The sequence below is a fragment of the Paenarthrobacter sp. AMU7 genome, assembly GCF_041200195.1.
In the GTDB taxonomy this organism is placed as follows: Bacteria; Actinomycetota; Actinomycetes; order Actinomycetales; family Micrococcaceae; genus Arthrobacter.
In genome coordinates, this window is sequence record NZ_CP165735.1 from 2,084,445 (window position 1) to 2,105,754 (window position 21,310).

The 21,310-nt window shown below is 63.2% G+C and carries 20 protein-coding genes and 1 riboswitch; of the genes, 19 read left to right on the top strand and 1 reads right to left on the bottom strand.

The genetic code is table 11. The annotated features are described in order from the left end of the window. Positions 1–36 precede the first annotated feature (36 nt). Positions 37–192: riboswitch (FMN riboswitch) on the top strand. 89 nt (positions 193–281) lie between these two features. From pnuC to hisF, 9 genes are all read left to right on the top strand, one after another. Then, a complete protein-coding gene (gene pnuC / locus ABQM86_RS09555) occupies positions 282–986 on the top strand; it encodes a nicotinamide riboside transporter PnuC (protein WP_369746467.1) in 705 nt (234 codons plus the stop codon). Next, positions 983–2,122: a bifunctional diaminohydroxyphosphoribosylaminopyrimidine deaminase/5-amino-6-(5-phosphoribosylamino)uracil reductase RibD gene (gene ribD / locus ABQM86_RS09560; RefSeq protein WP_369746468.1), complete on the top strand. Its 1,140-nt coding sequence runs from the start codon at positions 983–985 to the stop codon at positions 2,120–2,122. The genes pnuC and ribD overlap by 4 nt, the downstream gene beginning before the upstream one ends. Beyond that, complete coding sequence (locus tag ABQM86_RS09565; RefSeq protein ID WP_369746469.1) at positions 2,122–2,751, top strand: riboflavin synthase; 630 nt, start codon at positions 2,122–2,124, stop codon at positions 2,749–2,751. The genes ribD and ABQM86_RS09565 overlap by 1 nt, the downstream gene beginning before the upstream one ends. Next, positions 2,748–3,443 carry a 3,4-dihydroxy-2-butanone-4-phosphate synthase gene (ribB, locus tag ABQM86_RS09570; protein ID WP_369746470.1) on the top strand — a complete coding sequence of 232 codons (696 nt, stop codon included), beginning with the start codon at positions 2,748–2,750 and terminating at the stop codon, positions 3,441–3,443. Before ABQM86_RS09565 ends, ribB begins: the two co-directional genes overlap by 4 nt. Continuing rightward, the gene (gene ribA, locus ABQM86_RS09575) at positions 3,440–4,144 is read left to right on the top strand and encodes a GTP cyclohydrolase II (protein WP_207597206.1); all 705 of its coding nucleotides are present in this window, start codon (positions 3,440–3,442) and stop codon (positions 4,142–4,144) included. Before ribB ends, ribA begins: the two co-directional genes overlap by 4 nt. Positions 4,145–4,162: 18 nt before the next feature. Continuing rightward, on the top strand, positions 4,163–4,648 hold the full coding sequence (gene ribH, locus ABQM86_RS09580) for a 6,7-dimethyl-8-ribityllumazine synthase (protein WP_369746471.1): 486 nt from the start codon (positions 4,163–4,165) through the stop codon (positions 4,646–4,648). A 113-nt stretch (positions 4,649–4,761) separates the two neighbouring features. Continuing rightward, entirely contained in the window at positions 4,762–5,025 is a 264-nt protein-coding gene (locus tag ABQM86_RS09585) for a phosphoribosyl-ATP diphosphatase (protein WP_024820576.1), read from the top strand. An 82-nt stretch (positions 5,026–5,107) separates the two neighbouring features. Continuing rightward, positions 5,108–5,968 carry an ATP phosphoribosyltransferase gene (gene hisG / locus ABQM86_RS09590; protein WP_207597208.1) on the top strand — a complete coding sequence of 287 codons (861 nt, stop codon included), beginning with the start codon at positions 5,108–5,110 and terminating at the stop codon, positions 5,966–5,968. Between the two features lie 46 nt (positions 5,969–6,014). Beyond that, a complete protein-coding gene (gene hisF / locus ABQM86_RS09595; RefSeq protein WP_089594622.1) occupies positions 6,015–6,791 on the top strand; it encodes an imidazole glycerol phosphate synthase subunit HisF in 777 nt (258 codons plus the stop codon). Positions 6,792–6,848: 57 nt separating this feature from the next. On the opposite strand, the gene ABQM86_RS09600 is transcribed toward hisF, so the two are convergent. Then, the gene (locus ABQM86_RS09600; protein WP_207597537.1) at positions 6,849–7,493 is read right to left on the bottom strand and encodes a TIGR03085 family metal-binding protein; all 645 of its coding nucleotides are present in this window, start codon (positions 7,491–7,493) and stop codon (positions 6,849–6,851) included. Between the two features lie 89 nt (positions 7,494–7,582). On the opposite strand from ABQM86_RS09600, the gene hisI reads away from it, so the two are divergent. From hisI to ABQM86_RS09650, 10 genes are all read left to right on the top strand, one after another. After that, positions 7,583–7,999: a phosphoribosyl-AMP cyclohydrolase gene (hisI, locus tag ABQM86_RS09605; RefSeq protein ID WP_369746472.1), complete on the top strand. Its 417-nt coding sequence runs from the start codon at positions 7,583–7,585 to the stop codon at positions 7,997–7,999. 57 nt (positions 8,000–8,056) lie between these two features. Then, positions 8,057–9,640, top strand: a complete 1,584-nt coding sequence (locus ABQM86_RS09610; RefSeq protein WP_369746473.1) for an anthranilate synthase component I — start codon at positions 8,057–8,059, stop codon at positions 9,638–9,640. Then, complete coding sequence (locus tag ABQM86_RS09615; RefSeq protein ID WP_369746474.1) at positions 9,637–10,242, top strand: Trp biosynthesis-associated membrane protein; 606 nt, start codon at positions 9,637–9,639, stop codon at positions 10,240–10,242. The genes ABQM86_RS09610 and ABQM86_RS09615 overlap by 4 nt, the downstream gene beginning before the upstream one ends. Before the next feature lie 132 nt (positions 10,243–10,374). Then, positions 10,375–10,647, top strand: a complete 273-nt coding sequence (locus tag ABQM86_RS09620) for an HGxxPAAW family protein (RefSeq protein WP_207597212.1) — start codon at positions 10,375–10,377, stop codon at positions 10,645–10,647. A gap of 2 nt (positions 10,648–10,649) precedes the next feature. Further along, positions 10,650–11,468, top strand: a complete 819-nt coding sequence (gene trpC, locus ABQM86_RS09625) for an indole-3-glycerol phosphate synthase TrpC (RefSeq protein ID WP_369746475.1) — start codon at positions 10,650–10,652, stop codon at positions 11,466–11,468. A gap of 114 nt (positions 11,469–11,582) precedes the next feature. Beyond that, positions 11,583–12,956, top strand: coding sequence for a tryptophan synthase subunit beta (trpB, locus tag ABQM86_RS09630; protein ID WP_207597214.1), 1,374 nt, complete (start codon positions 11,583–11,585; stop codon positions 12,954–12,956). Next, entirely contained in the window at positions 12,956–13,768 is an 813-nt protein-coding gene (trpA, locus tag ABQM86_RS09635; protein ID WP_207597215.1) for a tryptophan synthase subunit alpha, read from the top strand. Before trpB ends, trpA begins: the two co-directional genes overlap by 1 nt. Before the next feature lie 20 nt (positions 13,769–13,788). Beyond that, positions 13,789–14,943, top strand: coding sequence for a prolipoprotein diacylglyceryl transferase (gene lgt, locus ABQM86_RS09640; RefSeq protein WP_369746476.1), 1,155 nt, complete (start codon positions 13,789–13,791; stop codon positions 14,941–14,943). 259 nt (positions 14,944–15,202) lie between these two features. Beyond that, positions 15,203–19,816, top strand: coding sequence for a glutamate synthase large subunit (gltB, locus tag ABQM86_RS09645; RefSeq protein WP_369746477.1), 4,614 nt, complete (start codon positions 15,203–15,205; stop codon positions 19,814–19,816). Next, positions 19,809–21,266, top strand: a complete 1,458-nt coding sequence (locus ABQM86_RS09650) for a glutamate synthase subunit beta (RefSeq protein WP_207597218.1) — start codon at positions 19,809–19,811, stop codon at positions 21,264–21,266. Before gltB ends, ABQM86_RS09650 begins: the two co-directional genes overlap by 8 nt. Positions 21,267–21,310: the final 44 nt, after the last annotated feature.

Genomic DNA, 21,310 nt, shown 5'->3' on the forward strand with positions numbered 1-21,310 from the left:
GGCCATCTTGGTAGTTGTGGCAGAATAACAACACACATACGTGCTCCGGGGTCGGTGTAAGTCCGAACCGGCGGTTATAGTCCGCGACCCGCGAGCCATCGGATTCCAAGTGATTGGACCTTCGATGGCAGACGGTTGAACTGGTGAAATTCCGGTACCGACAGTTAAAGTCTGGATGGGAGAAGCACGTACAGTCATGCCGTGGGCGTTCCTTTAGCGACGCCCGGCATTGCGCTGTCGTACACCCCCGGAGTCATCGCGGCTTACTGGGAAGGAACGGCATGGACTTTCTGCGATGGCTCTTCGAAGCACAGATCCCCGTTGGAGGATCTGCTCTTGTCTTACGCGAAGTGCTTGGAAACATTTTTGGGCTCCTCAGCGCCCTCGGCGGTATGCGCCGCAAAGTCTGGGCTTGGCCGATCGGCATAATCGGCAACATCCTCCTGCTCACGGTCTTTCTGGGTAACGTCTTTGGTGCAGCTGCGCCGGCTACCCTGTGGGGGCAGGCGGCACGGCAGGTGATGTTCATCGCCGTCGCCATTTACGGCTGGTACCGGTGGCAGCAAGGCCGTCAATCGAGCAGCCAAGGGCGCGCCATTGTGCCTGGCTGGGCCAGCAACAAGGTCCGCATCGCTCTGGTTGGCGCCATGGCGGCCGGCACGGCAGCGCTGACGCCCTTGTTTGATGCCCTCGGTTCCTACCCGCCGGTCTGGGCCGACGCCTGGACCTTCATGGGGTCACTTCTGGCGACGTACGGAATGGCCCGTGGATGGACTGAGTTCTGGCTGATCTGGGTTGCCGTGGACATTGTAGGTGTGCCGTTGCTGTTCAGCGCCGGCTACTACGCCAGCGCGGTCATGTACCTGTTCTACGGCTTCTTCACCCTCACCGGATTTTTCGTCTGGTGGCGGGCCGAAAAGCGCGAACGTACCGGTCGTGATGCCGGCACACCGGACCTTGCACAACCGGCGGGAGTTGCACGATGACGGCCGATACAGCCCTCTACACTCCGGCGGAGCGCGCGGCCATGGATGCCGCACTCGCCGCAGCCCTTGCCGGTCCCCGCGGAGCCAACCCGTTGGTTGGGGCAGTCATCCTCAGTCCCGAGGGCCAGCAATTGGCGACGGGATACCATCGGGGTGCCGGCACGGCCCATGCCGAAGCAGACGCGATCTCCGAAGCCCGCAAGCAAGGCATCGACACCGTGGGAACAACCATGGTGGTGACCCTGGAACCGTGCAACCATGTGGGCCGCACGGGACCCTGTGCGCAGGCAATCATGGCGGCGGGAATCTCAAAGGTGATTTACGCCGTCGACGATCCCCACGACCCCGCTGCGGGCGGTGCCCGTACGCTCCGTTCGGCCGGCGTGGAGGTCCGGTCCGGGCTGGCCCTGGAGCGGGCGTTCGACCTCAACCGCGATTGGTTCGACGCCGTTGCCGCCAAGCGCCCCTTCGTCACCTTGCACATCGCCCAGACGTTGGACAGCCGCATTGCGGCCGAGGACGGCACTAGTCAATGGATTTCCAGTCCGGAGTCGCTCGCTGACAACCATGGGCTGCGGGGACTCATCGACGCCATCCTGGTGGGCACGGGGACGGTCCTGATCGACAACCCCAGGCTGACTGCGAGGGACGCGGAGGGAGAACTCTCCAACCGGCAGCCGGTCCGCGCCGTAATGGGTTTACGGGAGGTCCCTGAGGATGCGGCAGTCCGGGGGACCGACGGGCGCTTTGTGCACCTGCCAACACGGGATCCGGCAGAGGCTTTGGGCATGCTGTTCGACCAGGGAGTCAGGCACGTCATGGTGGAAGGCGGCTCGTCCATCCTGAGCACATTCCTTGGCGCGCATCTCGTGGACGAGCTGATCGTCTACATGGCTCCGACGTTGCTGGGATCCGGAACTCCCGCCCTGCACGACCTCGGAATCACCACGCTGGCGGACGCCCAGCACTGGTCCTGGGACGACGCCGGTGGCGGAGCGGTCCGGATGCTCGGCAACGACCTTCGGTTGCACCTGCGGTCGCCCAGCGGCGCCGCCGTCAATATCAAGAATTTGGTTCCACACAAGAGTTTGGTTCCGCGCGGTGAAGCTGCGGAACATGTCACAGGAGGACACTGATGTTTACGGGAATCGTTGCAGAACAAGGCACCGTGCTGGGCATTGAGCATGACGGCGACGCCAGCGCCACGCTGCGGCTGAAAGCACCCACCACCACCGATGGCTTGGCCTTGGGTGGTTCCATCGCCGTCAACGGAGTGTGCCTGACCGCCACACAAATTGACGGGCAGGACTTCAGCGTTGATGTCATGGGTGAAACCCTCGTCCGGACCACCATCGGCGGGTTGGCCCCGGGGGACACCGTGAACCTTGAACGCTGTGTTCCAGCGGGGGGACGGCTGGACGGCCACGTGGTGCAGGGGCACGTGGACGGTGTGGGTGAGCTGCTGGAACGCGAGGCCCTGGGCAACTGGGACCGGCTGCGGTTTGGTGTCCCGGCCCCGTTGGCACGCTACATCGCGGAGAAAGGTTCGATCGCCGTCGACGGTGTCTCGCTGACAGTGACCGCCGTCAGCGCTGCTGCCGAACCGGCGCCGTGGTTTGAGGTAGGGCTGATCCCCACAACTCTGGAAGAAACCGGGCTGGGAGCCAAGCCAGTGGGTGGCCGCGTCAACCTGGAAGTCGACGTGCTGGCCAAGTACACCGAACGCCTCCTGTCCTTCGCGCCGCAGGCAGGGAGCACACGATGAGCGCCCCTGCAAACACCTCACCGGCCGGAACTCCCCGTATAGCACTGGATCCCGTGGAAACGGCCATTGAGGCGATGGCCGCGGGCCGGGCAGTGATCGTGGTGGACAACGAGGACCGTGAGAACGAAGGTGACATTATTTTCGCGGCCCAGCATGCCACGCCCGCACTCATGGGATGGACCATCCGGTATTCATCCGGCGTCATCTGCGTCCCGTTGGACGGCGAACGTGCGGATGCACTGGTGCTGCCTCCCATGGTGGAGATCAACGAGGACGCCAAGGGGACCGCATACACCGTTTCCTGCGACGCAGCGATCGGCGTCAGTACAGGTATATCGGCTACGGACCGGGCCCTGACGGCCCGTATTCTGGCAGATCCGGGCAGCACCCCGGCCTCAATAACCCGTCCCGGGCATATTTTCCCGTTGCGTGCGGTTAAAGGGGGAGTGCGTGAACGTCCGGGTCACACGGAAGCTGCCGTAGACCTGTGTCGTCTTGCCGGGTTGGCCCCGGTGGGTGTGATCGCAGAGTTGGTACATGATGATGGTGAAATGATGCGCTTGGACAGCCTGCGCGACTTCGCCGCCGACCATGGATGCCCCCTCATCTCCATAGAGGACCTGGTGTCGTATGTTGAGGCGGTAGAGTCCCAGACGGCACCCATTTCACAGGAGGACGAGGAGAAGCGATGACCGCATCGACCACGCGCAGCAGTGACCACACCGGCCCTGCGCCCCACCCCGTCAGCGGTGGCCCGATCGTGCAGTTGCCCACGGCTTTCGGCGACTTTGTGGCTCAGGCCTGGACGGACCACGTGACCGGCGTTGAACACCTCGCCGTCAGTTCGCCCAATCCGCCGAAGGATGGCCGTGCGCCGCTGGTACGGCTGCACTCCGAGTGCCTGACCGGCGATGTTTTCGGTTCATACCGCTGCGACTGCGGAGAACAGCTGGCTTTTGCCTTGGAACTCATCCACGCCGAAGGCGGAACGCTGCTCTACCTGCGCGGCCAGGAGGGCCGCGGCATCGGGCTGGCCAACAAGATCAAGGCCTACGCCTTGCAGGAAGCCGGTTTCGACACAGTGGAAGCCAATGAGCAGCTGGGCTTGCCGGTTGATGCACGTTCGTACAGCGCGGCAGGACAGATCCTCGCCGAGATGGGACTTCATGAAGTCCGGCTTCTGAGCAATAATCCCGACAAACAGCACCGGCTCGACAAGGCCGGAGTGACTGTGGTGGAAATGGTCCCCACCGAGGTGCCTTCACGCGAACAGAACCTGCGCTACCTGCAAACCAAGAAGGACCGGATGGACCACCGGCTGACGCTCGATGTCGAGCCCGTCAGCAATGGCAAGACGCCTTCGAACCACACCTTTGACAACAACCAAGACTGAACGGATCCACACCACACCATGAGCGGACACGGCGCCCCCACTATCGACCTCACCACCCTTAACCCTGAGGAAACCTCGCAGCTCAAGCTGGCCATTGTGGCAGCAAGCTGGCACACACAGATCATGGACGGGCTGGTGGATGGCGCACTTCGCGCCGCCAAGGAAGCCGGGATCGCCGAGCCCACACTCCTGCGGGTTCCGGGCAGCTTTGAGCTTCCTGTCGCCGCCGCCAGGCTCGCACCGCACTTTGACGCAGTGGTGGCAGTTGGCGTGGTCATCCGCGGCGGGACACCGCACTTTGACTACGTATGCCAGGCCGCGACATCCGGACTCACCGATGTCAGTGTCCGCACCGGCGTGCCGGTGGGCTTCGGTGTCCTCACCTGTGACACCGAGCAGCAGGGCCTGGACCGCGCAGGCCTGCCCGGTTCCAAAGAAGATAAAGGCCGCGAAGCTGTCACCGCAGCCCTCGCCACGGCAGTGACGTTGAAGCAGTTCAGCTAAAGCCCTTGCCTGCGGGCGCTCAAGGGGATGTGGGTGTGTCTTCACTCACATCCCCTTCGTCATGCAACGCCCCAACAAGCGGTGTCCGCCCCGGAGCAAGTAGTCTGGAGGGCGTGAAGAATTTCGAGACGCTGTTCGCAGAACTGAGTGAGAAAGCAGCGACCCGCCCGGCAGGCTCGCGCACGGTTGCCGAACTGGACTCCGGAATCCACGGCATCGGCAAGAAGGTGGTCGAAGAGGCCGCCGAAGTCTGGATGGCCGCGGAGTACGAATCGGACGAAGCCGCCGCTGAGGAAATCTCCCAGCTGCTCTACCACCTGCAGGTCCTCATGCTCGCCAAGGGCCTCACTCTGGAGGACGTTTACAAGCATCTCTAGCCACGCCACTCCGCTCGCCTGTAGCGGAGCCCCTGCGTGGCCAAGGTGCCTGAAAACTCCCTTCCAACAAGAAAGTCTCCCCATGCTCCGTGTAGCAGTCCCCAATAAGGGATCCCTGTCCGAAGCCGCCTCGGCCATGTTGTCCGAGGCCGGTTACCGCCAACGTCGCGATACCCGCGAGCTGGTCATGGTGGACCCCGACAACGACATTGAGTTCTTCTTCCTCCGTCCCCGTGACATCGCTGTTTACGTGGGCCAGGGAACGCTGGATGTCGGCATCACCGGCAGGGACCTCCTGCTCGATGCGAAGGTCGAAGCCGAGGAAATTCTTCCCCTGGGCTTTGCGCCGTCAACCTTCCGGTTTGCCGGTCCTGTAGGTGACTTCGCCGGCGTCGAACAGCTTGAAGGGAAGCGCCTGGCCACCAGCTATGACGGCCTCCTGCGCGACTATCTCGCCGGGCGCGGCGTGAACGCCACAGTGGTCCGCCTCGATGGTGCTGTGGAGTCCTCCGTACGCCTCGGCGTGGCGGACGCCATTGCCGACGTCGTCGAAACCGGAAACACCCTCAAGGCTGCCGGCATGGAGATCTTTGGCGATCCCATCCTGAAGTCCGAGGCCGTGCTCATCCGCCGCTCCGGTTCAGGTGGAGCAGCCAACGGTACAGCCAAGGAAATCGAGATCCTCATCCGCCGGCTCCAGGGCGTCCTGGTGGCCCGCCAGTACGTGCTGATGGACTACGACATCCGCAAGGACCTGGTGGAAGACGCCGCTGCGCTGACTCCCGGCCTTGAATCGCCCACCGTGTCGCCCCTGCGTGATTCGGAATGGGTTGCCGTGCGGTCAATGGTTCCCAAAAAAGAAACCAACCGCATCATGGACGAGCTCTACGACCTCGGTGCGCGCGCCATCCTGGTCAGCAGCATCCACGCCTGCCGCATCTAACCCACGCAGTGATCGAGTAGAGCCCAGCAGAACTGAGGAGCAGCACATGGCTGTAGCCGTCCGCGTCATACCCTGCCTTGATGTCGACGCAGGCCGCGTCGTCAAAGGCGTCAACTTTGAAGGCCTCCGCGACGCCGGTGATCCGGTGGAACTTGCGCACCGTTACGACAATGGCGGGGCCGATGAACTGACGTTCCTGGACGTCACTGCCTCATCCGGCAACCGCGAAACCACGTTCGACGTCGTTCGCCGCACGGCTGAGGAAGTCTTCATTCCCCTCACCGTGGGTGGTGGTGTCCGTGGCGTGGCAGAGGTGGACAAGCTCCTGCGCTTCGGTGCGGACAAGGCGTCCATCAATACCGCCGCTGTTGCCCGTCCGGAGGTCATTGACGAAATCACCCGTCACTTCGGCTCGCAGGTCCTGGTGCTCTCAGTGGATGCGCGCCGTACCCGCGAAGGTGACGTCCCGACGTCGTCCGGTTTTGAAGTGACCACGCATGGCGGCCGCACCGGAACCGGAATCGACGCCATCGCCTGGGCCAAGGAAGCAGCGGACCGGGGCGTGGGCGAAATCCTGCTCAACTCGATCGACGCCGACGGTACGAAGGACGGCTTCGACCTTGAATTGATCCGCTTGGTCCGCGCTGCAGTGAACATTCCGATCATTGCCTCGGGCGGCGCCGGGGAACCGGCCCACTTCCCGCCCGCCGTAGAAGCAGGAGCTGATGCCGTACTGGCCGCTTCGGTGTTCCACTTTGGTCCGGACGACATGATCGCCCAGGTCAAGGCCGCCATCCGGGAGGCCGGCTTCGAAGTCCGTTGATCGGCAATGATTAAAAGCAAGGGAGGGTCACCACGCAGTGACCCTCCCTTGGTTTGTTTAGAGGCCGATATCGGCGGACTGCAACAACGCGACGGCGTCCGGCTGGCCTTCGAAGGTGACCAAAGCCTGGCTGGTGCGGCCGTGCGCATGCATGAGCAATTCGCCCGGTTCGCCAACAATGGCGACGGAAACGGGGGCGCGCTTGGCGACATGCCGCGGCCCGGTGGGACGTACAAGGACGATGCCGAGGTCTACGCCGCGGTACAGGAAGGCAGCCCGCTTGATGAGGTCGTCCCACAGGGCATCCGAATATGCTTCGTCGAGTGCGCGGGGGGCCCAACGGTCGCCCGCGCGGCGGACGTCCTCAGTGTGAACGAAATACTCAATGAGGTTGGACGTCTCATCCAGGGCTTTGATCTTCAAGGGGGAGAGGGCCGGTGGGCCGGCGCGGAAAGTTTTGATGAGGTCCGCGTAGGCGTCAGGGCTCTTGAGCTTGGCTGCAAGTTTGGAAGTGGCCTTTTCCGAGGCCTTGCCCAGGCTGGGAATCAGAAGGCCCAAACCCACTGCAATCTTCCGTTCGCGCAGATACAAATGAGCAGCAAGATCCCGCGTCTGCCACCCTTCGCAGAGCGTGGGGGAGTCAGGTCCGGCCGCCAGCAGGGTTTCGGCCAGTACTTCTCGGGAAGGATCGACGAAATGCATCACTTGTGAAACTAGCACGATCGGAGCCCTCATGCGCAGTGGAACCGCCGCAGAATCCGGCTCCCGCCAAAGGCACTAGACTTGATCTGATGTCAGAGCAGTCCGCCCCCAGCCACTCTCCCGCCGTGGAGCCCTTCAGTGACCCCGCAGGCCCCTTGCCGCAGGAGATCGCCAGCGCCCTCAAGCGTGATTCATCCGGACTCGTTGCCGCTATCGTGCAGCAGCATGACACCAACGAGGTCCTCATGCTTGGTTGGATGGATGACGAGGCTCTCCACCGCACCATGACCACGGGACGTGTGACGTTCTACTCGCGCTCCCGCCAGGAGTACTGGCGCAAGGGCGACACCTCCGGACACGTACAGTTCGTGAAGTCTGTCGCCCTTGACTGCGACGGCGATGCCCTCCTGATCCGCGTGGACCAGATCGGCGCAGCCTGCCACACCGGTACCCGGACCTGCTTCGATGGTCGCGACTTCACAGTTGTTACGGGCCACCGCGACTAAGGCACCCACTACTTTCCACTGACGCACCACCTCAGACAAAAGGCGGAGAACATAGCCATGCAGGACCTTGGAATCATCAGCCCGGGCCTGGAAGAGTTCCGCGAACTCGCCGTCCACAGCCGTGTCATCCCTGTCCGACTCAAGGTCCTGGCAGACGCCGAGACTCCTATCGGCTTGTACCGAAAGCTGGCCAAGGGCCAACCCGGAACATTCCTCTTGGAGTCCGCGGCAGTTGGCGGCGCGTGGTCGCGTTACTCCTTCATCGGATCCAAGTCCCGTGCCACGCTGACCACCAAGGACGGACAGGCCCACTGGATTGGTGAGCCGCCCGTGGGGGTTCCCGTCTCGGGTAACCCTGTTGACGCGGTGCGGGACACCATCGAGGCACTCCAAACAGACCGCTTTGATGGATTGCCGCCGTTCACGTCCGGTTTGGTGGGCTTCCTCGGGTGGGAAGCCGTCCGTCACTGGGAGCGGCTGACGTCTCCGCCCGAAGACGACCTGCACCTGCCTGAGATGGCCCTCAACCTGGTCACCGACATGGCTGTTCATGACAATGTGGACGGCACCGTCCTCCTGATTGCCAACGCCATCAACTTCGACGACAGCTCCGAGCGCGTGGACGACGCCTGGCACGACGCCGTCGCCCGGGTGAAGGGTTTGCTGGACCAGATCAGCACCCCCGTGGCCCAGCCGGTCTCTGTGCTGGAAACCGCTGCCCTGGACTTTGCTTCCAGCGTCCAGGAGCGGTGGGATGAAGCCAAGTACCTTGAGGCGATCGACCGCGGCAAGGAAGCCATTGTTGACGGCGAGGTTTTCCAAGTGGTGATTTCCCGGCGCTTCGAGATGGAATGCGCTGCGGATCCCCTGGATGTTTACCGCGTCCTGCGCAATACCAACCCGAGCCCGTACATGTATCTCTTCAGCCTGGAGGATGCGGACGGCCGCGGGTACTCGATTGTGGGCTCGTCACCGGAAGCGCTTGTGACTGTGACCGGCCAGGAAGTCATCACCCACCCCATCGCCGGTTCGCGCCCCCGTGGGAAGACCGTTGAGGCGGACAAAGCACTGGCGACAGAACTGCTGGCCGACCAGAAGGAGCGGGCCGAGCACCTGATGTTGGTGGACCTGTCGCGCAACGATCTGTCAAAGGTCTGTGTGGCAGGAACGGTGGACGTCACGCAGTTCATGGAAGTGGAGCGGTTCAGCCACATCATGCACCTGGTGTCCACCGTGGTGGGGGAGCTCGCTCCCCAGGCCAAGGCCTACGACGTCCTCAAAGCGACGTTCCCGGCGGGCACGCTGTCCGGCGCTCCCAAGCCCCGCGCGCTGCGACTGCTGGACGAACTGGAACCCCACCGGCGTGGCATCTATGGCGGTGTGGTGGGTTACCTGGACTTCGCCGGTGACATGGACATGGCGATTGCCATCCGGTCAGCCCTGCTCCGTGAGGGCCGCGCCTATGTCCAGGCCGGCGGTGGAATCGTGGCCGATTCGCACAAGCCATCCGAAGCGCTGGAGACGGTGAACAAAGCGGCTGCGCCCCTTCGGGCCGTTCACACCGCGGGATCGCTGCAGAACATTTCCGCTGAGACGGTAGGGACTGCAGACATCCACGACGACGGGACTTCCGCGTCATGAGCACGGCACCCTCGGCATCTCCCGTCAGGCAGCCGCCGCGCTGGGCACGCAAATCCACTGTGGTTCTCGCCACCACCATCCTTGCCCTGGCGGTATTCGGTGCCACCACGCAGACCTGGATCGAGGTCAGCCTGGATCCCACCGGAGCGTCCAACAGCGACCTCCACGTCCAAGGCAGCAAGGCAGCCACGGCAGTTACTGCCCTTGCGGTGGTCGCCTTGGCCGGCGGACTGGCAGCGTCCATTGCCGGAAAAATCGCGCGCTGGATCATCGCGGTCCTCATCGTCCTGTCGGCGGCCGGGATCATTCTTGCCGCAATCACTGTCCTGCTTGACCCGTTGGGTGCCGCCCAAGGTGCCATTGCTGCCGCAACAGGCGTGTCCGGCGGACAGGCTGACGCTGCGTCCACGGCGTTCCCGGTGGCAGCCATTGTGGCGGGTGCCCTGCTGGCCCTTTGCGCTGTTGCCTTGCCGCTGGCCGGACGTCATTGGACCTCCCGGACCAAGTACGACGCCGGCGCACGGGGCCTGAAGAGCAGCAACGAACCGGTGGACGAGATTGACAGCTGGGACAGCCTGTCGCGTGGTGAGGACCCTACGTAGGCAGCCACAGTGGGCTTCCGGGCAGGTGTGGCGCAACAAAAGCCCACACGCCTGTCGTGACGTCGGACGATGTCCCGGGCGCCGCCAATAAATGGCAGAATGTAAGCAGTATTCATCCTGAGGAGATTTCACATGAGCAAAACAACAGTGTCCGCAAACCAAGCTGAATCCACCATGGCCAGCCACGCTGACGCCATTGGCCACGGAAACAGCCCGGCTGCCTGGACCTGCGTACTTGTGATGCTGGTCGGTGCCCTGATTTCCTCCATCGCGTTCGTCATTGCCAGTACTCCGATCTTCATTGGCGGACTGGTTGTCATGGTCATCGGCCTGATCGTGGGCTTCGTCATGCGCAAGGCGGGCTACGGAGTGGGCGGCAGCAAGCTGCAGAACAACGGCCACTAATCGTGACCGTTCTTGATGACATCATTGTTGGCGTCAAGGAGGAGATGGAGACGCGCAGCCGTCTCGTTTCCCTTGCGGAGCTGAAGGACCGCGCCGCAGGTGCCGCCCCGGCACACGATGCATGGGCCGCCCTGGGTGGTCCCTCATCCGTCCGCAACGACCTCAAGGTCATCGCAGAAATCAAGCGTCGCAGCCCGTCCAAGGGCGACCTCGCGCCCATCGCGGATCCCGCTTCCCTTGCGGTTCAGTATGCCGACGGCGGGGCTTCCGTCATCAGCGTCCTGACCGAACAGCGCCGTTTCGGCGGCTCGCTGGCCGACCTCGATGCCGTCCGCGCCGCCGTCGATATTCCCTTGCTGCGCAAGGACTTCACGGTGGACGAGTACCAGATCTGGGAAGCCCGTGCCCACGGCGCCGACCTCATCCTGCTTATTGTCGCGGCACTGTCGGACTCGGAGTTGGCGGAGTTCAGCGCGCTGAGCCACGAGCTCGGCATGAACGTGCTCGTGGAAACCCACACCGAGGAAGAGATCGAGCGCGCCGTCGCGGCCCAGGCCAAGATCATCGGCGTCAATGTCCGCAACCTCAAGACCCTCGACGTCGACCGCTCGGTTTTCAGTTCCCTGGCTGGATTGATTCCTGCCGGGGCCGTCATCGTCGCCGAGTCGGGTGTGCGGGGCGTGGACGACGTCTCGCATTACGCCGCGGGCGGCGCCAACGCCATCCTGGTGGGGGAGGCGCTTGTCAGTGACTCCACGCCGCGCGAACGCATCACCGAATTCAAGGCAGCTGGAGCTGCCGCCATCGCCGTCAGGAACTGAGGCAGTCACTGAATCACGGCGAACTGTCGCAAGGCAGCCCGGGCTTGAGCCTGCGGCTGCCTTGCGGCACGTGGAACTACCCAATGAACTAACTGGAACAGGACGGTGAGACTGATGGTCAACGCGCCAACAGCCGGCTCAGAAGAGAATGCGGCTGACGCATTCCTGCAAGGTGGCCCTTCGCTGCGCAACGCCTCCGGGCCCTATTTCGGCAACTACGGCGGACGCTGGATGCCCGAGTCCCTCATCGCCGCCCTCGACGAAGTCCAGGACACCTTCGAGAAAGCCAAAGCTGACCCCGAGTTCATCGCTCAGCTCAAGGATCTCAATAAAAACTACTCCGGCCGGCCTTCCCTGCTCACCGAAGCCAAACGCTTCTCCGAGCACGCCGGCGGAGCACGCATCTTCCTCAAGCGCGAAGACCTGAACCACACCGGGTCCCACAAGATCAACAACGTCCTGGGCCAGGCCCTCCTCGCCAAGCGCATGGGCAAGACACGGGTGATCGCGGAAACCGGCGCCGGACAGCACGGCGTGGCCAGCGCCACGGCGGCAGCCTTGCTGGGCTTGGAATGTGTGGTCTACATGGGTGCCGAGGATTGCCGGCGCCAGGCCCTGAACGTTGCCCGCATGCAGCTGCTCGGTGCCACCGTGGTACCCGTGACCAACGGCTCCCAGACACTCAAGGACGCCATCAACGACGCCTTGCGAGACTGGGTCTCGAACGTCGAACACACCCACTACCTTCTGGGTACTGCGGCCGGGGCACATCCATTCCCTGCCATGGTCCGCTATTTCCATGAAGTCATTGGCGAGGAAGCCCGCAGCCAGATCCTGGAGCAAACAGGCAAGCTCCCCGATGCCATTGCCGCATGTATCGGTGGTGGGTCCAACGCGATCGGCCTGTTCCACGCTTTCCTTGACGACGCATCCGTCAAGATCTATGGCTTTGAAGCAGGCGGAGAAGGTGTCGAGACCGGTCGCCACGCGGCTGCGATCTCTCTGGGCCGTCCCGGCGTCCTGCACGGCGCCCGTTCCTACCTCATGCAGGACGAAGACGGCCAGACCATCGAGTCCCACTCCATCTCCGCGGGTCTGGACTACCCCAGCGTGGGTCCGGAGCACTCATACCTGGCCGACATTGGGCGCGTCACGTATGAGGCGGTCACGGATACCGAAGCGATGGACGCCTTCAGCCTCCTGTGCCGGACCGAGGGCATCATTCCCGCCATCGAGTCCTCGCACGCCTTGGCCGGCGCCATCAAGATCGGCCATCGGTTGACCGAAGGCAAGGAGAACCCTTCCGACGTCACGGTGATCGTGAACCTGTCCGGTCGTGGAGACAAGGACGTGGAGACGGCCGCGGCCTGGTTCAACATGTTGGATGAAGAAGGCCACGTCAAGGGCACTACGTTATCTACCCGTAAGCCCAAGGGCCCCACCGAGCGCACGTCCGATGCCGGGGATGTCAACGAGGACCAGAACTGATGACTGAAGAATTCGCCAGCAAATCCGCTGCCGCCATCGATCGTGCCAAGGCAGAAGGCCGTGCCGCCCTGGTGGGCTACCTCCCCGCGGGGTACCCCACCGTCCAGGAAAGCATCGAGGCGGGCATCGCCTTGGCCCGCAATGGTGCTGACCTCATCGAGATCGGCATCCCGTACTCCGATCCTGTGATGGACGGCCCGGTCATCCAGGCTGCAACCACCGAGGCGATCGCCAACGGATTCCGTGTCAGCAACGTTTTCGACGTTGTTGCCGGCATCACCGCCGCTACGGATGCGGCCGTGCTGGTCATGACCTACTGGAACCCGGTCATGCGCATGGGTGTCGATGAATTCTCCCGGCGCCTGGCCGAAGCCGGGGGAGCCGGGCTCATCACCCCCGACTTGGTCCCTGACGAGGCTCATGAGTGGTTCGAGGCCTCGGATAAGTATGGCTTGGACCGGGTGTTCCTCGTGGCACCTTCGTCCACCCCGGAGCGACTTGATATGACCGTCAAGGCAAGTCGTGGATTCGTCTACGCTGTCTCAATCATGGGCGTCACCGGAACGCGCACCTCTGTCAGCAGCAGTGCTGAAGACGTGGTGGCCCGTGCCCACGCTGCCGGAGCCGGGCGCGTGTGCGTCGGTTTGGGCGTGTCCAACCCGGACCATGTCCGTGAAATTGCCGGCTATGCTGACGGCGTGATCGTTGGAACCGCCTTGGTGGCGGCTCTCCGCGATGGCGGCGTGGACGCTGTCGGGCAACTCACCAAGAACCTCAGCGCCGGCTTGGGCCGCGCAGCTGCAGAAGCCTAGAAAAGGAAACCGCGAAGCGAATGCAGACCGTCCTCCACGCAGCGGCAATGGTCCCCATGAGTATCCCGAGCCCATCGTGGTCCGGTTTCGACATTCCGCTACCGTGGGGGACGCTGCGTATCCACGCTTACGCCCTCTGCATCCTGGCGGGCATCATCGTTGGCCTGTGGCTGACGTCGGCTCGATGGAAGCGCCGTGGCGCTCCTGAAGGCAGCCTGTGGGACATTGCCATCTGGGCAATTCCTTTCGGCATCATCGGCGGCCGGCTCTACCATGTGTTCTCCTCGCCTGACGCTTACTTCGGTCCGGGCTTTGACGGTACCGGGGACCTGTCCCTGATTCCGCAGATTCAGCGAGGCGGACTCGGCATTTGGGGTGCCGTCATCCTGGGTGCCGTGGGCGCGTGGATTGGTTGCCGCCGGGCAGGCGTCAAACTGACGGCTTTCCTGGACGCAGCTGCGCCGGGACTTCTGCTGGCCCAGGCGATCGGCCGTTTGGGGAACTGGTTCAACCAGGAACTCTTCGGTGCGCCGACCACCTTGCCTTGGGGACTGGAGATTGATCCAGCCAACGCGAACTTCCCGCCGGATATGGCGGCAGGCACGCTGTTCCACCCCACGTTCCTCTACGAGATGCTGTGGAACCTGCTGGGCGTGGCCATCCTTCTGTTGCTGGACAAGAAGTTCAACTTCCGGTGGGGCCGGCTCTTCTGGCTCTACGCGGTGTACTACACCCTGGGCCGGGTGTGGATCGAGGCGTTGCGCATCGATGATGCTGAACAGATCAATCTGTTTGGCATTACCACCAGGCTCAATGTGTGGACCAGCATCTTTGTCTTCATTGCTGCGCTGGCCATCTTCTTCATCCTCGGCCGCCGGGGACGGCCTGTGCCCGACACTCCTTACTTGGCGGGGCGCGAGCCGGAAGAGAAGGCCGGAAAAGAGCCCATTCCGGTGACGAGCGTCACCAGTCATGATGTGGACGCATCTGTCTCAGATACTGGTTCGCGTGGTAATCTCCCTGATAACCAAAGCGATTCGGGCCACGTTGACGAGCCGCAGAAAACAGCAGGGAAGCCGGAAAAGGACAGCACGTCCGCCCCGGAATCCACATCTGCTGCAACTGCCGCAAGGAAGGCCCCCGGATCCACGCCGAAGGCTGACGACACCAAGTAGTCACGTTCGGTCAAGGGGCAACAGAGTCACCGCTCGTAGGGCCCAGTCCACAGCGTCGTGGCACCCCGGAAACCGGACCGCAGCATACCGATGTTCACTGGTCAAGCCGGGGCCAGAGGTCTGCGTAACTGTTCGTTGCGCTGGATCGGCTGGCCTACAATTCCAATTACTAGCGCTTTGTTGTGCCCGTCACAGGGCAGGCAAGGTGGGGCCAACGTTGTCCCTTCCATACGCACGATCTCGAGGAAGGACGTCTCCCATGACCCATCTTCATAACCCCGGTTGGTCCGAAAATATCGAACCTCAGGGTGCCATGTCTCCATTCAAGCGCTTTGCCGCGCTCCCGGAGGCCCAGGGTCTTTACAACCCTGATACGGAGAAGGACGCCTGCGGCCTGGCTATTATTGCCACGCTCCGCGGGGAACCGGGATACGACATCGTGGAAGCGGCTCTGACCGCCCTCCGCAATCTCGAACACCGCGGCGCCGTGGGCGCCGACGAAGGTACCGGCGACGGTGCGGGCCTGCTTATGCAGGTACCGGACGAGTTCTTCCGGGCCGTCACCGAATTCGAACTGCCCGCCCCTGGCCAGTACGTGGTGGGCACAGCTTTCCTTCCCGCCGAGTCCCGCGAAGCAGAAACCGCGAAGGCCGGCATTGAAGCGCTTGCAGCCGACGAAGGCCTGACGGTCCTCGGCTGGCGTGAAGTTCCAGTGGTCGCCGATCTGGTGGGCGCCATGGCACGGGCCTGTATGCCGTACTTCTCGCAGCCGTTCTTTGCCTCAGCCACCGGTGAGCAGCTTGAGCACAATGAGCTGGACTCCCGCGCTTGGCGCATCCGCAAGCGTGCCCAGAACAAGTTCGGCGTGTACTTCCCGTCGCTGTCCTCGCGCACCATCGTTTACAAGGGCATGCTGACCACAGCCCAGTTGGAGCCGTTCTACCCGGACCTTTCGGATAAGCGCTTCAAGACGAAGCTCGCCATTGTCCACTCGCGCTTCTCTACCAACACGTTCCCGTCATGGCCTTTGGCGCAGCCTTTCCGCACCATCGCCCACAACGGTGAAATCAACACGGTCAAGGGCAACCGCAACTGGATGCGTGCGCGTCAGTCGCAGCTGGCCAGCCCGCTGCTGGGTTCCGTTCCCGAAGAGCTCTACCCAATCTGCACCCCCGGTGCCTCGGATTCCGCTTCCTTCGACGAGGTTGCCGAGCTCTTGTGGCTGTCCGGCCGTCCCATTACGCACTCCATCATGATGATGATCCCGGAAGCGTGGGAGAACCACGCCACCATGGATCCCGCCCGCCGTGCTTTCTATGAGTACCACTCACTGCTCATGGAGCCGTGGGACGGTCCGGCCGCTGTTTCCTTTACCGACGGCAACCTCGTTGGTGCAACGCTGGACCGCAACGGCCTGCGCCCGGGACGCTACTGGATCACCGAAGACGGCCTCATCATCTTTGCCTCCGAAGTTGGGGTGATCGAGGTAGAGCCTTCCAACGTGGTCAAGAAGGGCCGCGTCGCCCCCGGCAAGATGTTCCTGGTGGACACCGAAGCCGGACGCATCATTGACGACGCTGAGGTCAAGGCCGAGGTTGCTGCTGCCAATCCGTGGGCTGAATGGCTCAAGGACAACCTGATCGACATCAACGAGCTCCCTGAGCGCGAGCACGTGGTCCACACCGCGGCGTCGGTCAACATCCGCCAGCGAACGTTCGGGTACACCACCGAAGAGCTCAAGATCCTGCTCGGCCCGATGGCCCGCACGGGTGCCGAGCCCCTGGGTGCCATGGGTTCGGATACTCCTGTTGCCGTGCTTTCCAAGCGCCCACGCCTGCTGTTCGACTACTTTGTGCAGTCCTTCGCCCAGGTCACCAACCCGCCGCTGGACGCCATCCGCGAGGAACTGGTCACTTCACTGAAGTGTGCCATCGGCCCCAACGGCAACCTCCTGGACGGCAAGCAGGTCCGCCAGCCGCAGATCTCCCTGCCGTTCCCGGTCATCAACAACGACCAGCTCGCCAAGATCGCGAACATCGAGACGCCCGACGGCGACCGCATCGCCATGAAGGTCCGCGGCCTTTACCGCCCGGAGGGTGGGGAAGCGGCACTTCGTGCACGCCTGACCGAAATCTGCGAACAGGTTTCCGGCGCGATCAACCGCGGTGTGCAGTACGTGGTGCTGTCCGACCGTGACTCAAACGCACAGTGGGCGCCGATTCCCTCGCTCCTGCTGGTCAGCGCCGTTCACCACCACCTGCTCCGCAGCGCCAACCGCACCAAGACAGCGCTGGTGGTTGAGGCCGGCGATGTCCGCGAGACGCACCACGTGGCCGTGCTCATTGGCTACGGCGCATCCGCAGTCAACCCATACCTGGCCATGGAATCGGTGGAACAGCTGATCTCCAACGGTGACGTCACGGGCGTCACCGCTGAAGACGGCGTCTACAACCTGATCAAGGGTCTCGGCAAGGGTGTCCTGAAGATCATGTCCAAGATGGGTATTTCCACCGTGGCTTCCTACACGGGCGCCCAGACCTTTGAAGCGCTGGGCCTGTCCCAGGAGCTCGTGGACGAATTCTTCTCCGGCACGCATTCCCAGCTGGGGGGCGTCGGCTTGGACGTCATCGCTGCCGAAGTTTCGGCGCGCCACCAGATGGCCTACCCCGAAGGTGGCATCGAGCACCCGCACCAGCCGCTTCTTGGCGGTGGCGAGTACCAGTGGCGCCGCGACGGTGAACCGCACCTCTTCAACCCTGAGACGGTGTTCCGCCTGCAGCACGCTACCCGCGAACGCCGGTACGACATTTTCAAGGCCTACACCAAGGGCATCGACGACCAGTCCGAGAACCTGATGACCCTGCGTGGGCTCCTGAAGTTCAAGGACGGTGTACGCCCTGCGGTTCCGCTCGAGGAAGTGGAACCGGTCTCCAGCATCGTCAAGCGGTTCTCTACCGGTGCCATGAGCTACGGCTCCATTTCCAAGGAAGCGCACGAGACCCTGGCCATTGCCATGAACCGTTTGGGCGCCAAGTCCAACACCGGTGAAGGTGGCGAGGACGTTGACCGCCTGCTGGATCCGGAGCGCCGCTCTGCCATCAAGCAGATCGCTTCCGGCCGCTTCGGCGTCACCAGCCTGTACTTGACCAACGCCGACGACATCCAGATCAAGATGGCCCAGGGTGCCAAGCCCGGCGAAGGTGGCCAGCTGATGGCCCAGAAGGTCTACCCCTGGGTAGCCCGGACGCGTCACTCGACTCCCGGAGTCGGACTCATTTCCCCGCCCCCGCACCACGACATCTACTCGATCGAAGACCTCGCACAGCTCATCTACGATGCCAAGCGCGCCAACCCTTCGGCCCGTGTCCACGTGAAGCTGGTTTCGGAAGTCGGGATCGGCACGGTGGCGTCCGGCGTCACCAAGGCGAAGGCCGACGTCGTACTTGTTTCAGGTCACGACGGCGGTACCGGCGCCTCGCCGCTGAACTCGCTCAAGCACGCGGGCGTACCGTGGGAACTCGGCCTGGCCGAGACCCAGCAGACCCTCATGCTCAACGGTCTCCGCGACCGCGTGGTGGTTCAGGTGGATGGCCAGCTCAAGACCGGCCGCGACGTTGTTATTGCTGCCCTGCTGGGTGGCGAGGAATACGGTTTCGCGACTGCTCCGCTGGTGGTTTCAGGCTGCATCATGATGCGCGTCTGCCACCTGGACACCTGTCCCGTTGGTGTTGCCACACAGAACCCCGAGCTCCGCTCCCGCTTCAACGGCAAGCCCGAGTTCGTGGTCAACTTCTTCGAGTTCCTCGCAGAAGAAGTCCGCGAAATCCTTGCAGAGCTCGGTTTCCGCAGCCTGGAAGAAGCCATCGGTCACGCCGAGGTGCTGGACACCCGCGAAGCGATCAACCACTGGAAGGCCGAAGGGCTGGACCTCGATCCCATCCTGCACGGGCTGGAGTTCGACGACGACGTGCCGCTGCGCAACATGACCGGTCAGAACCACGAGCTGGACAAGCACTTTGACCAGCGGCTCATCACCATGGCCCAGGAAGCACTCAGCGACCGCATGCCCGTCAAGATCACCCTCGACGTCATTAACACAGACCGGTCCGTGGGTACGATGCTGGGCCACGTGGTGACCAAGACCTTCGGCATCGATGTCCTGGCGACCGACACCATCGACGTCACGCTCAACGGCACCGCAGGCCAGTCGCTCGGAGCGTTCCTGCCCGCGGGCATCACTCTGCGGATGTTCGGCGATTCCAACGACTACGTCGGCAAGGGTCTCTCCGGCGGCCGCATCATCGTCCGCCCGGACCGCACCAACGTGTTCCCGGCAGAGCGCAACGTCATTGCAGGCAACGTCATCGGCTACGGTGCCACCAGCGGCGAGATGTTCCTGCGTGGCCAGGTTGGCGAACGCTTCCTGGTCCGCAACTCCGGTGCGACCGCCGTCGTCGAAGGTATTGGCGATCACGGGTGCGAGTACATGACCGGTGGCCAGACCTTGATCATCGGGCGCACCGGCCGTAACTTCGGTGCCGGCATGTCCGGTGGTACCGCCTATGTGCTGGACCTGCAGCCCGAGCGTGTCAACAAGATGGCCCTCGACACCGGCGAACTCCAGCTCCTGGAGCTCGATGCCGAGGACCGCGACATCGTTCACGGCCTCCTCACCAAGCACCTTGAGGAAACCGAATCCGTCCTGGCCGGCCGTCTGCTCGAAAACTTCGACGACACCGCCGCCCGCATCACCAAAGTACTGCCCCGCGACTACGCAGCAGTCCTGCAAACCCGTCTCGACGCCATTGAAGAGGGTTTGGACCCCGATGGCGAAGAAGTATGGTCTCGAATCCTGGAGGTAACCGGTGGCTGATCCACGCGGATTTCTGAAAGTCCGGCAGCGCGAAACGCAGCCACGCCGTCCTGTTCCCGTCCGCATCATGGACTGGAAAGAGGTGTACGAAGCACAGGAAAAGGGCGTCCTGAAGAGCCAGGCCGGCCGCTGCATGGACTGTGGCGTTCCGTTCTGCCACCAGGGCTGCCCGCTGGGCAACCTGATTCCTGAGTGGAACGACCTCGTGTGGCGGGATAAGGGTGAAGAAGCGATTGAGCGCCTTCATGCCACGAATAACTTCCCGGAATTTACGGGCCGTCTGTGTCCTGCACCTTGCGAAGCGTCCTGCGTGCTGGGTATCAACCAGCCTGCAGTGACCATCAAGCAGGTCGAGGTTTCGATCATCGACCAGGCCTTCGACAACGACTGGGTCCAGCCGCTGCCGCCGACGCGCCTCACCGGCAAGACAGTGGCCGTGGTGGGATCCGGACCGGCAGGCCTGGCCGTGGCACAGCAGCTGACCCGTGTGGGCCACACCGTGGCCGTCTACGAACGCGACGACAAGATTGGCGGACTGCTCCGCTACGGCATCCCCGACTTCAAAATGGAGAAGGAACAGGTTGACCGCCGCCTGGAGCAGATGAAGGCCGAAGGCACCCGCTTCCGGACCGGAGTCGCCGTCGGTACGGACGTGACCTGGGAGCAGCTGCGTCGCCGTTACGATGCCGTCGTAGTCGCCACCGGTGCTACCGTGCCGCGTGACCTGCCCATCCCGGGCCGCGACCTTGAGGGCGTCCACTTCGCCATGGATTACCTGGTTCCTTCGAACCGTATGGTGGCAGGGGAGAACCCCGAAAACCACATTGATGCCCGCGGCAAGCACGTGGTCATCCTCGGTGGTGGCGATACCGGTGCTGACTGCATCGGCACCGCCCACCGCCATCAGGCCGCTTCGGTGACCACGCTCGCGATCGGCAAGCAGCCGCCGTCGGAACGTGCAGGACACCAGCCGTGGCCGACGTTCCCCACCCTCTTCGAGGTCGCAAGCGCCCACGAAGAAGGCGGCGAGCGTACCTACCTTGCGTCCACCGTTGAGTTCGTTGGAGAAAACGGCAAACTCACCGGCGTCAAAGTTGCTGAAACCGAGTTCGTGGACGGCAAACGCCTGCCCAAGGCCGGTACAGAACGGATCATCCCAGCTGACCTTGTCTTCCTGAGCCTTGGCTTTACCGGCGCTGAGCCGGCAGGAATCACGGAGCAGGTCAGCGCAGAGTTCGACGGTCGGGGCAACGTTGCCCGCGACGGCTACTACATGACGAACACCGAGGGCGTGTTTGTTGCCGGCGATGCCGGACGTGGCCAGTCACTGATTGTGTGGGCCATTGCGGAAGGCCGTGCATGTGCGGCCGCAGTGGACAAGTTCCTGATGGGAAGCACCATTCTCCCGGCACCGGTCGCCCCCACCGACCGGGCAATAGCGGTCTTATAGCGCCGGCAGGAACGTTTCTTTTACTCAATCAGCATGAACTACTT

Excerpts from the sequence above, each read along its gene's own strand:
- ABQM86_RS09620 (WP_207597212.1), top strand. The coding sequence starts at position 10,375 with ATGAGCAAAACAACAGTGTCCGCAAACCAAGCTGAATCCACCATGGCC.
- ABQM86_RS09565 (WP_369746469.1), top strand. The coding sequence starts at position 2,122 with ATGTTTACGGGAATCGTTGCAGAACAAGGCACCGTGCTGGGCATTGAG.
- hisG (WP_207597208.1), top strand. The coding sequence starts at position 5,108 with ATGCTCCGTGTAGCAGTCCCCAATAAGGGATCCCTGTCCGAAGCCGCC.
- lgt (WP_369746476.1), top strand. The coding sequence starts at position 13,789 with ATGCAGACCGTCCTCCACGCAGCGGCAATGGTCCCCATGAGTATCCCG.
- pnuC (WP_369746467.1), top strand. The coding sequence starts at position 282 with ATGGACTTTCTGCGATGGCTCTTCGAAGCACAGATCCCCGTTGGAGGA.
- hisF (WP_089594622.1), top strand. The coding sequence starts at position 6,015 with ATGGCTGTAGCCGTCCGCGTCATACCCTGCCTTGATGTCGACGCAGGC.
- ribA (WP_207597206.1), top strand. The coding sequence starts at position 3,440 with ATGACCGCATCGACCACGCGCAGCAGTGACCACACCGGCCCTGCGCCC.
- ABQM86_RS09610 (WP_369746473.1), top strand. The coding sequence starts at position 8,057 with ATGCAGGACCTTGGAATCATCAGCCCGGGCCTGGAAGAGTTCCGCGAA.
- trpB (WP_207597214.1), top strand. The coding sequence starts at position 11,583 with ATGGTCAACGCGCCAACAGCCGGCTCAGAAGAGAATGCGGCTGACGCA.
- trpA (WP_207597215.1), top strand. The coding sequence starts at position 12,956 with ATGACTGAAGAATTCGCCAGCAAATCCGCTGCCGCCATCGATCGTGCC.
- ABQM86_RS09600 (WP_207597537.1), bottom strand. The coding sequence starts at position 7,493 with ATGCATTTCGTCGATCCTTCCCGAGAAGTACTGGCCGAAACCCTGCTG.
- ABQM86_RS09615 (WP_369746474.1), top strand. The coding sequence starts at position 9,637 with ATGAGCACGGCACCCTCGGCATCTCCCGTCAGGCAGCCGCCGCGCTGG.
- hisI (WP_369746472.1), top strand. The coding sequence starts at position 7,583 with ATGTCAGAGCAGTCCGCCCCCAGCCACTCTCCCGCCGTGGAGCCCTTC.
- gltB (WP_369746477.1), top strand. The coding sequence starts at position 15,203 with ATGACCCATCTTCATAACCCCGGTTGGTCCGAAAATATCGAACCTCAG.
- ribB (WP_369746470.1), top strand. The coding sequence starts at position 2,748 with ATGAGCGCCCCTGCAAACACCTCACCGGCCGGAACTCCCCGTATAGCA.
- ribH (WP_369746471.1), top strand. The coding sequence starts at position 4,163 with ATGAGCGGACACGGCGCCCCCACTATCGACCTCACCACCCTTAACCCT.
- ribD (WP_369746468.1), top strand. The coding sequence starts at position 983 with ATGACGGCCGATACAGCCCTCTACACTCCGGCGGAGCGCGCGGCCATG.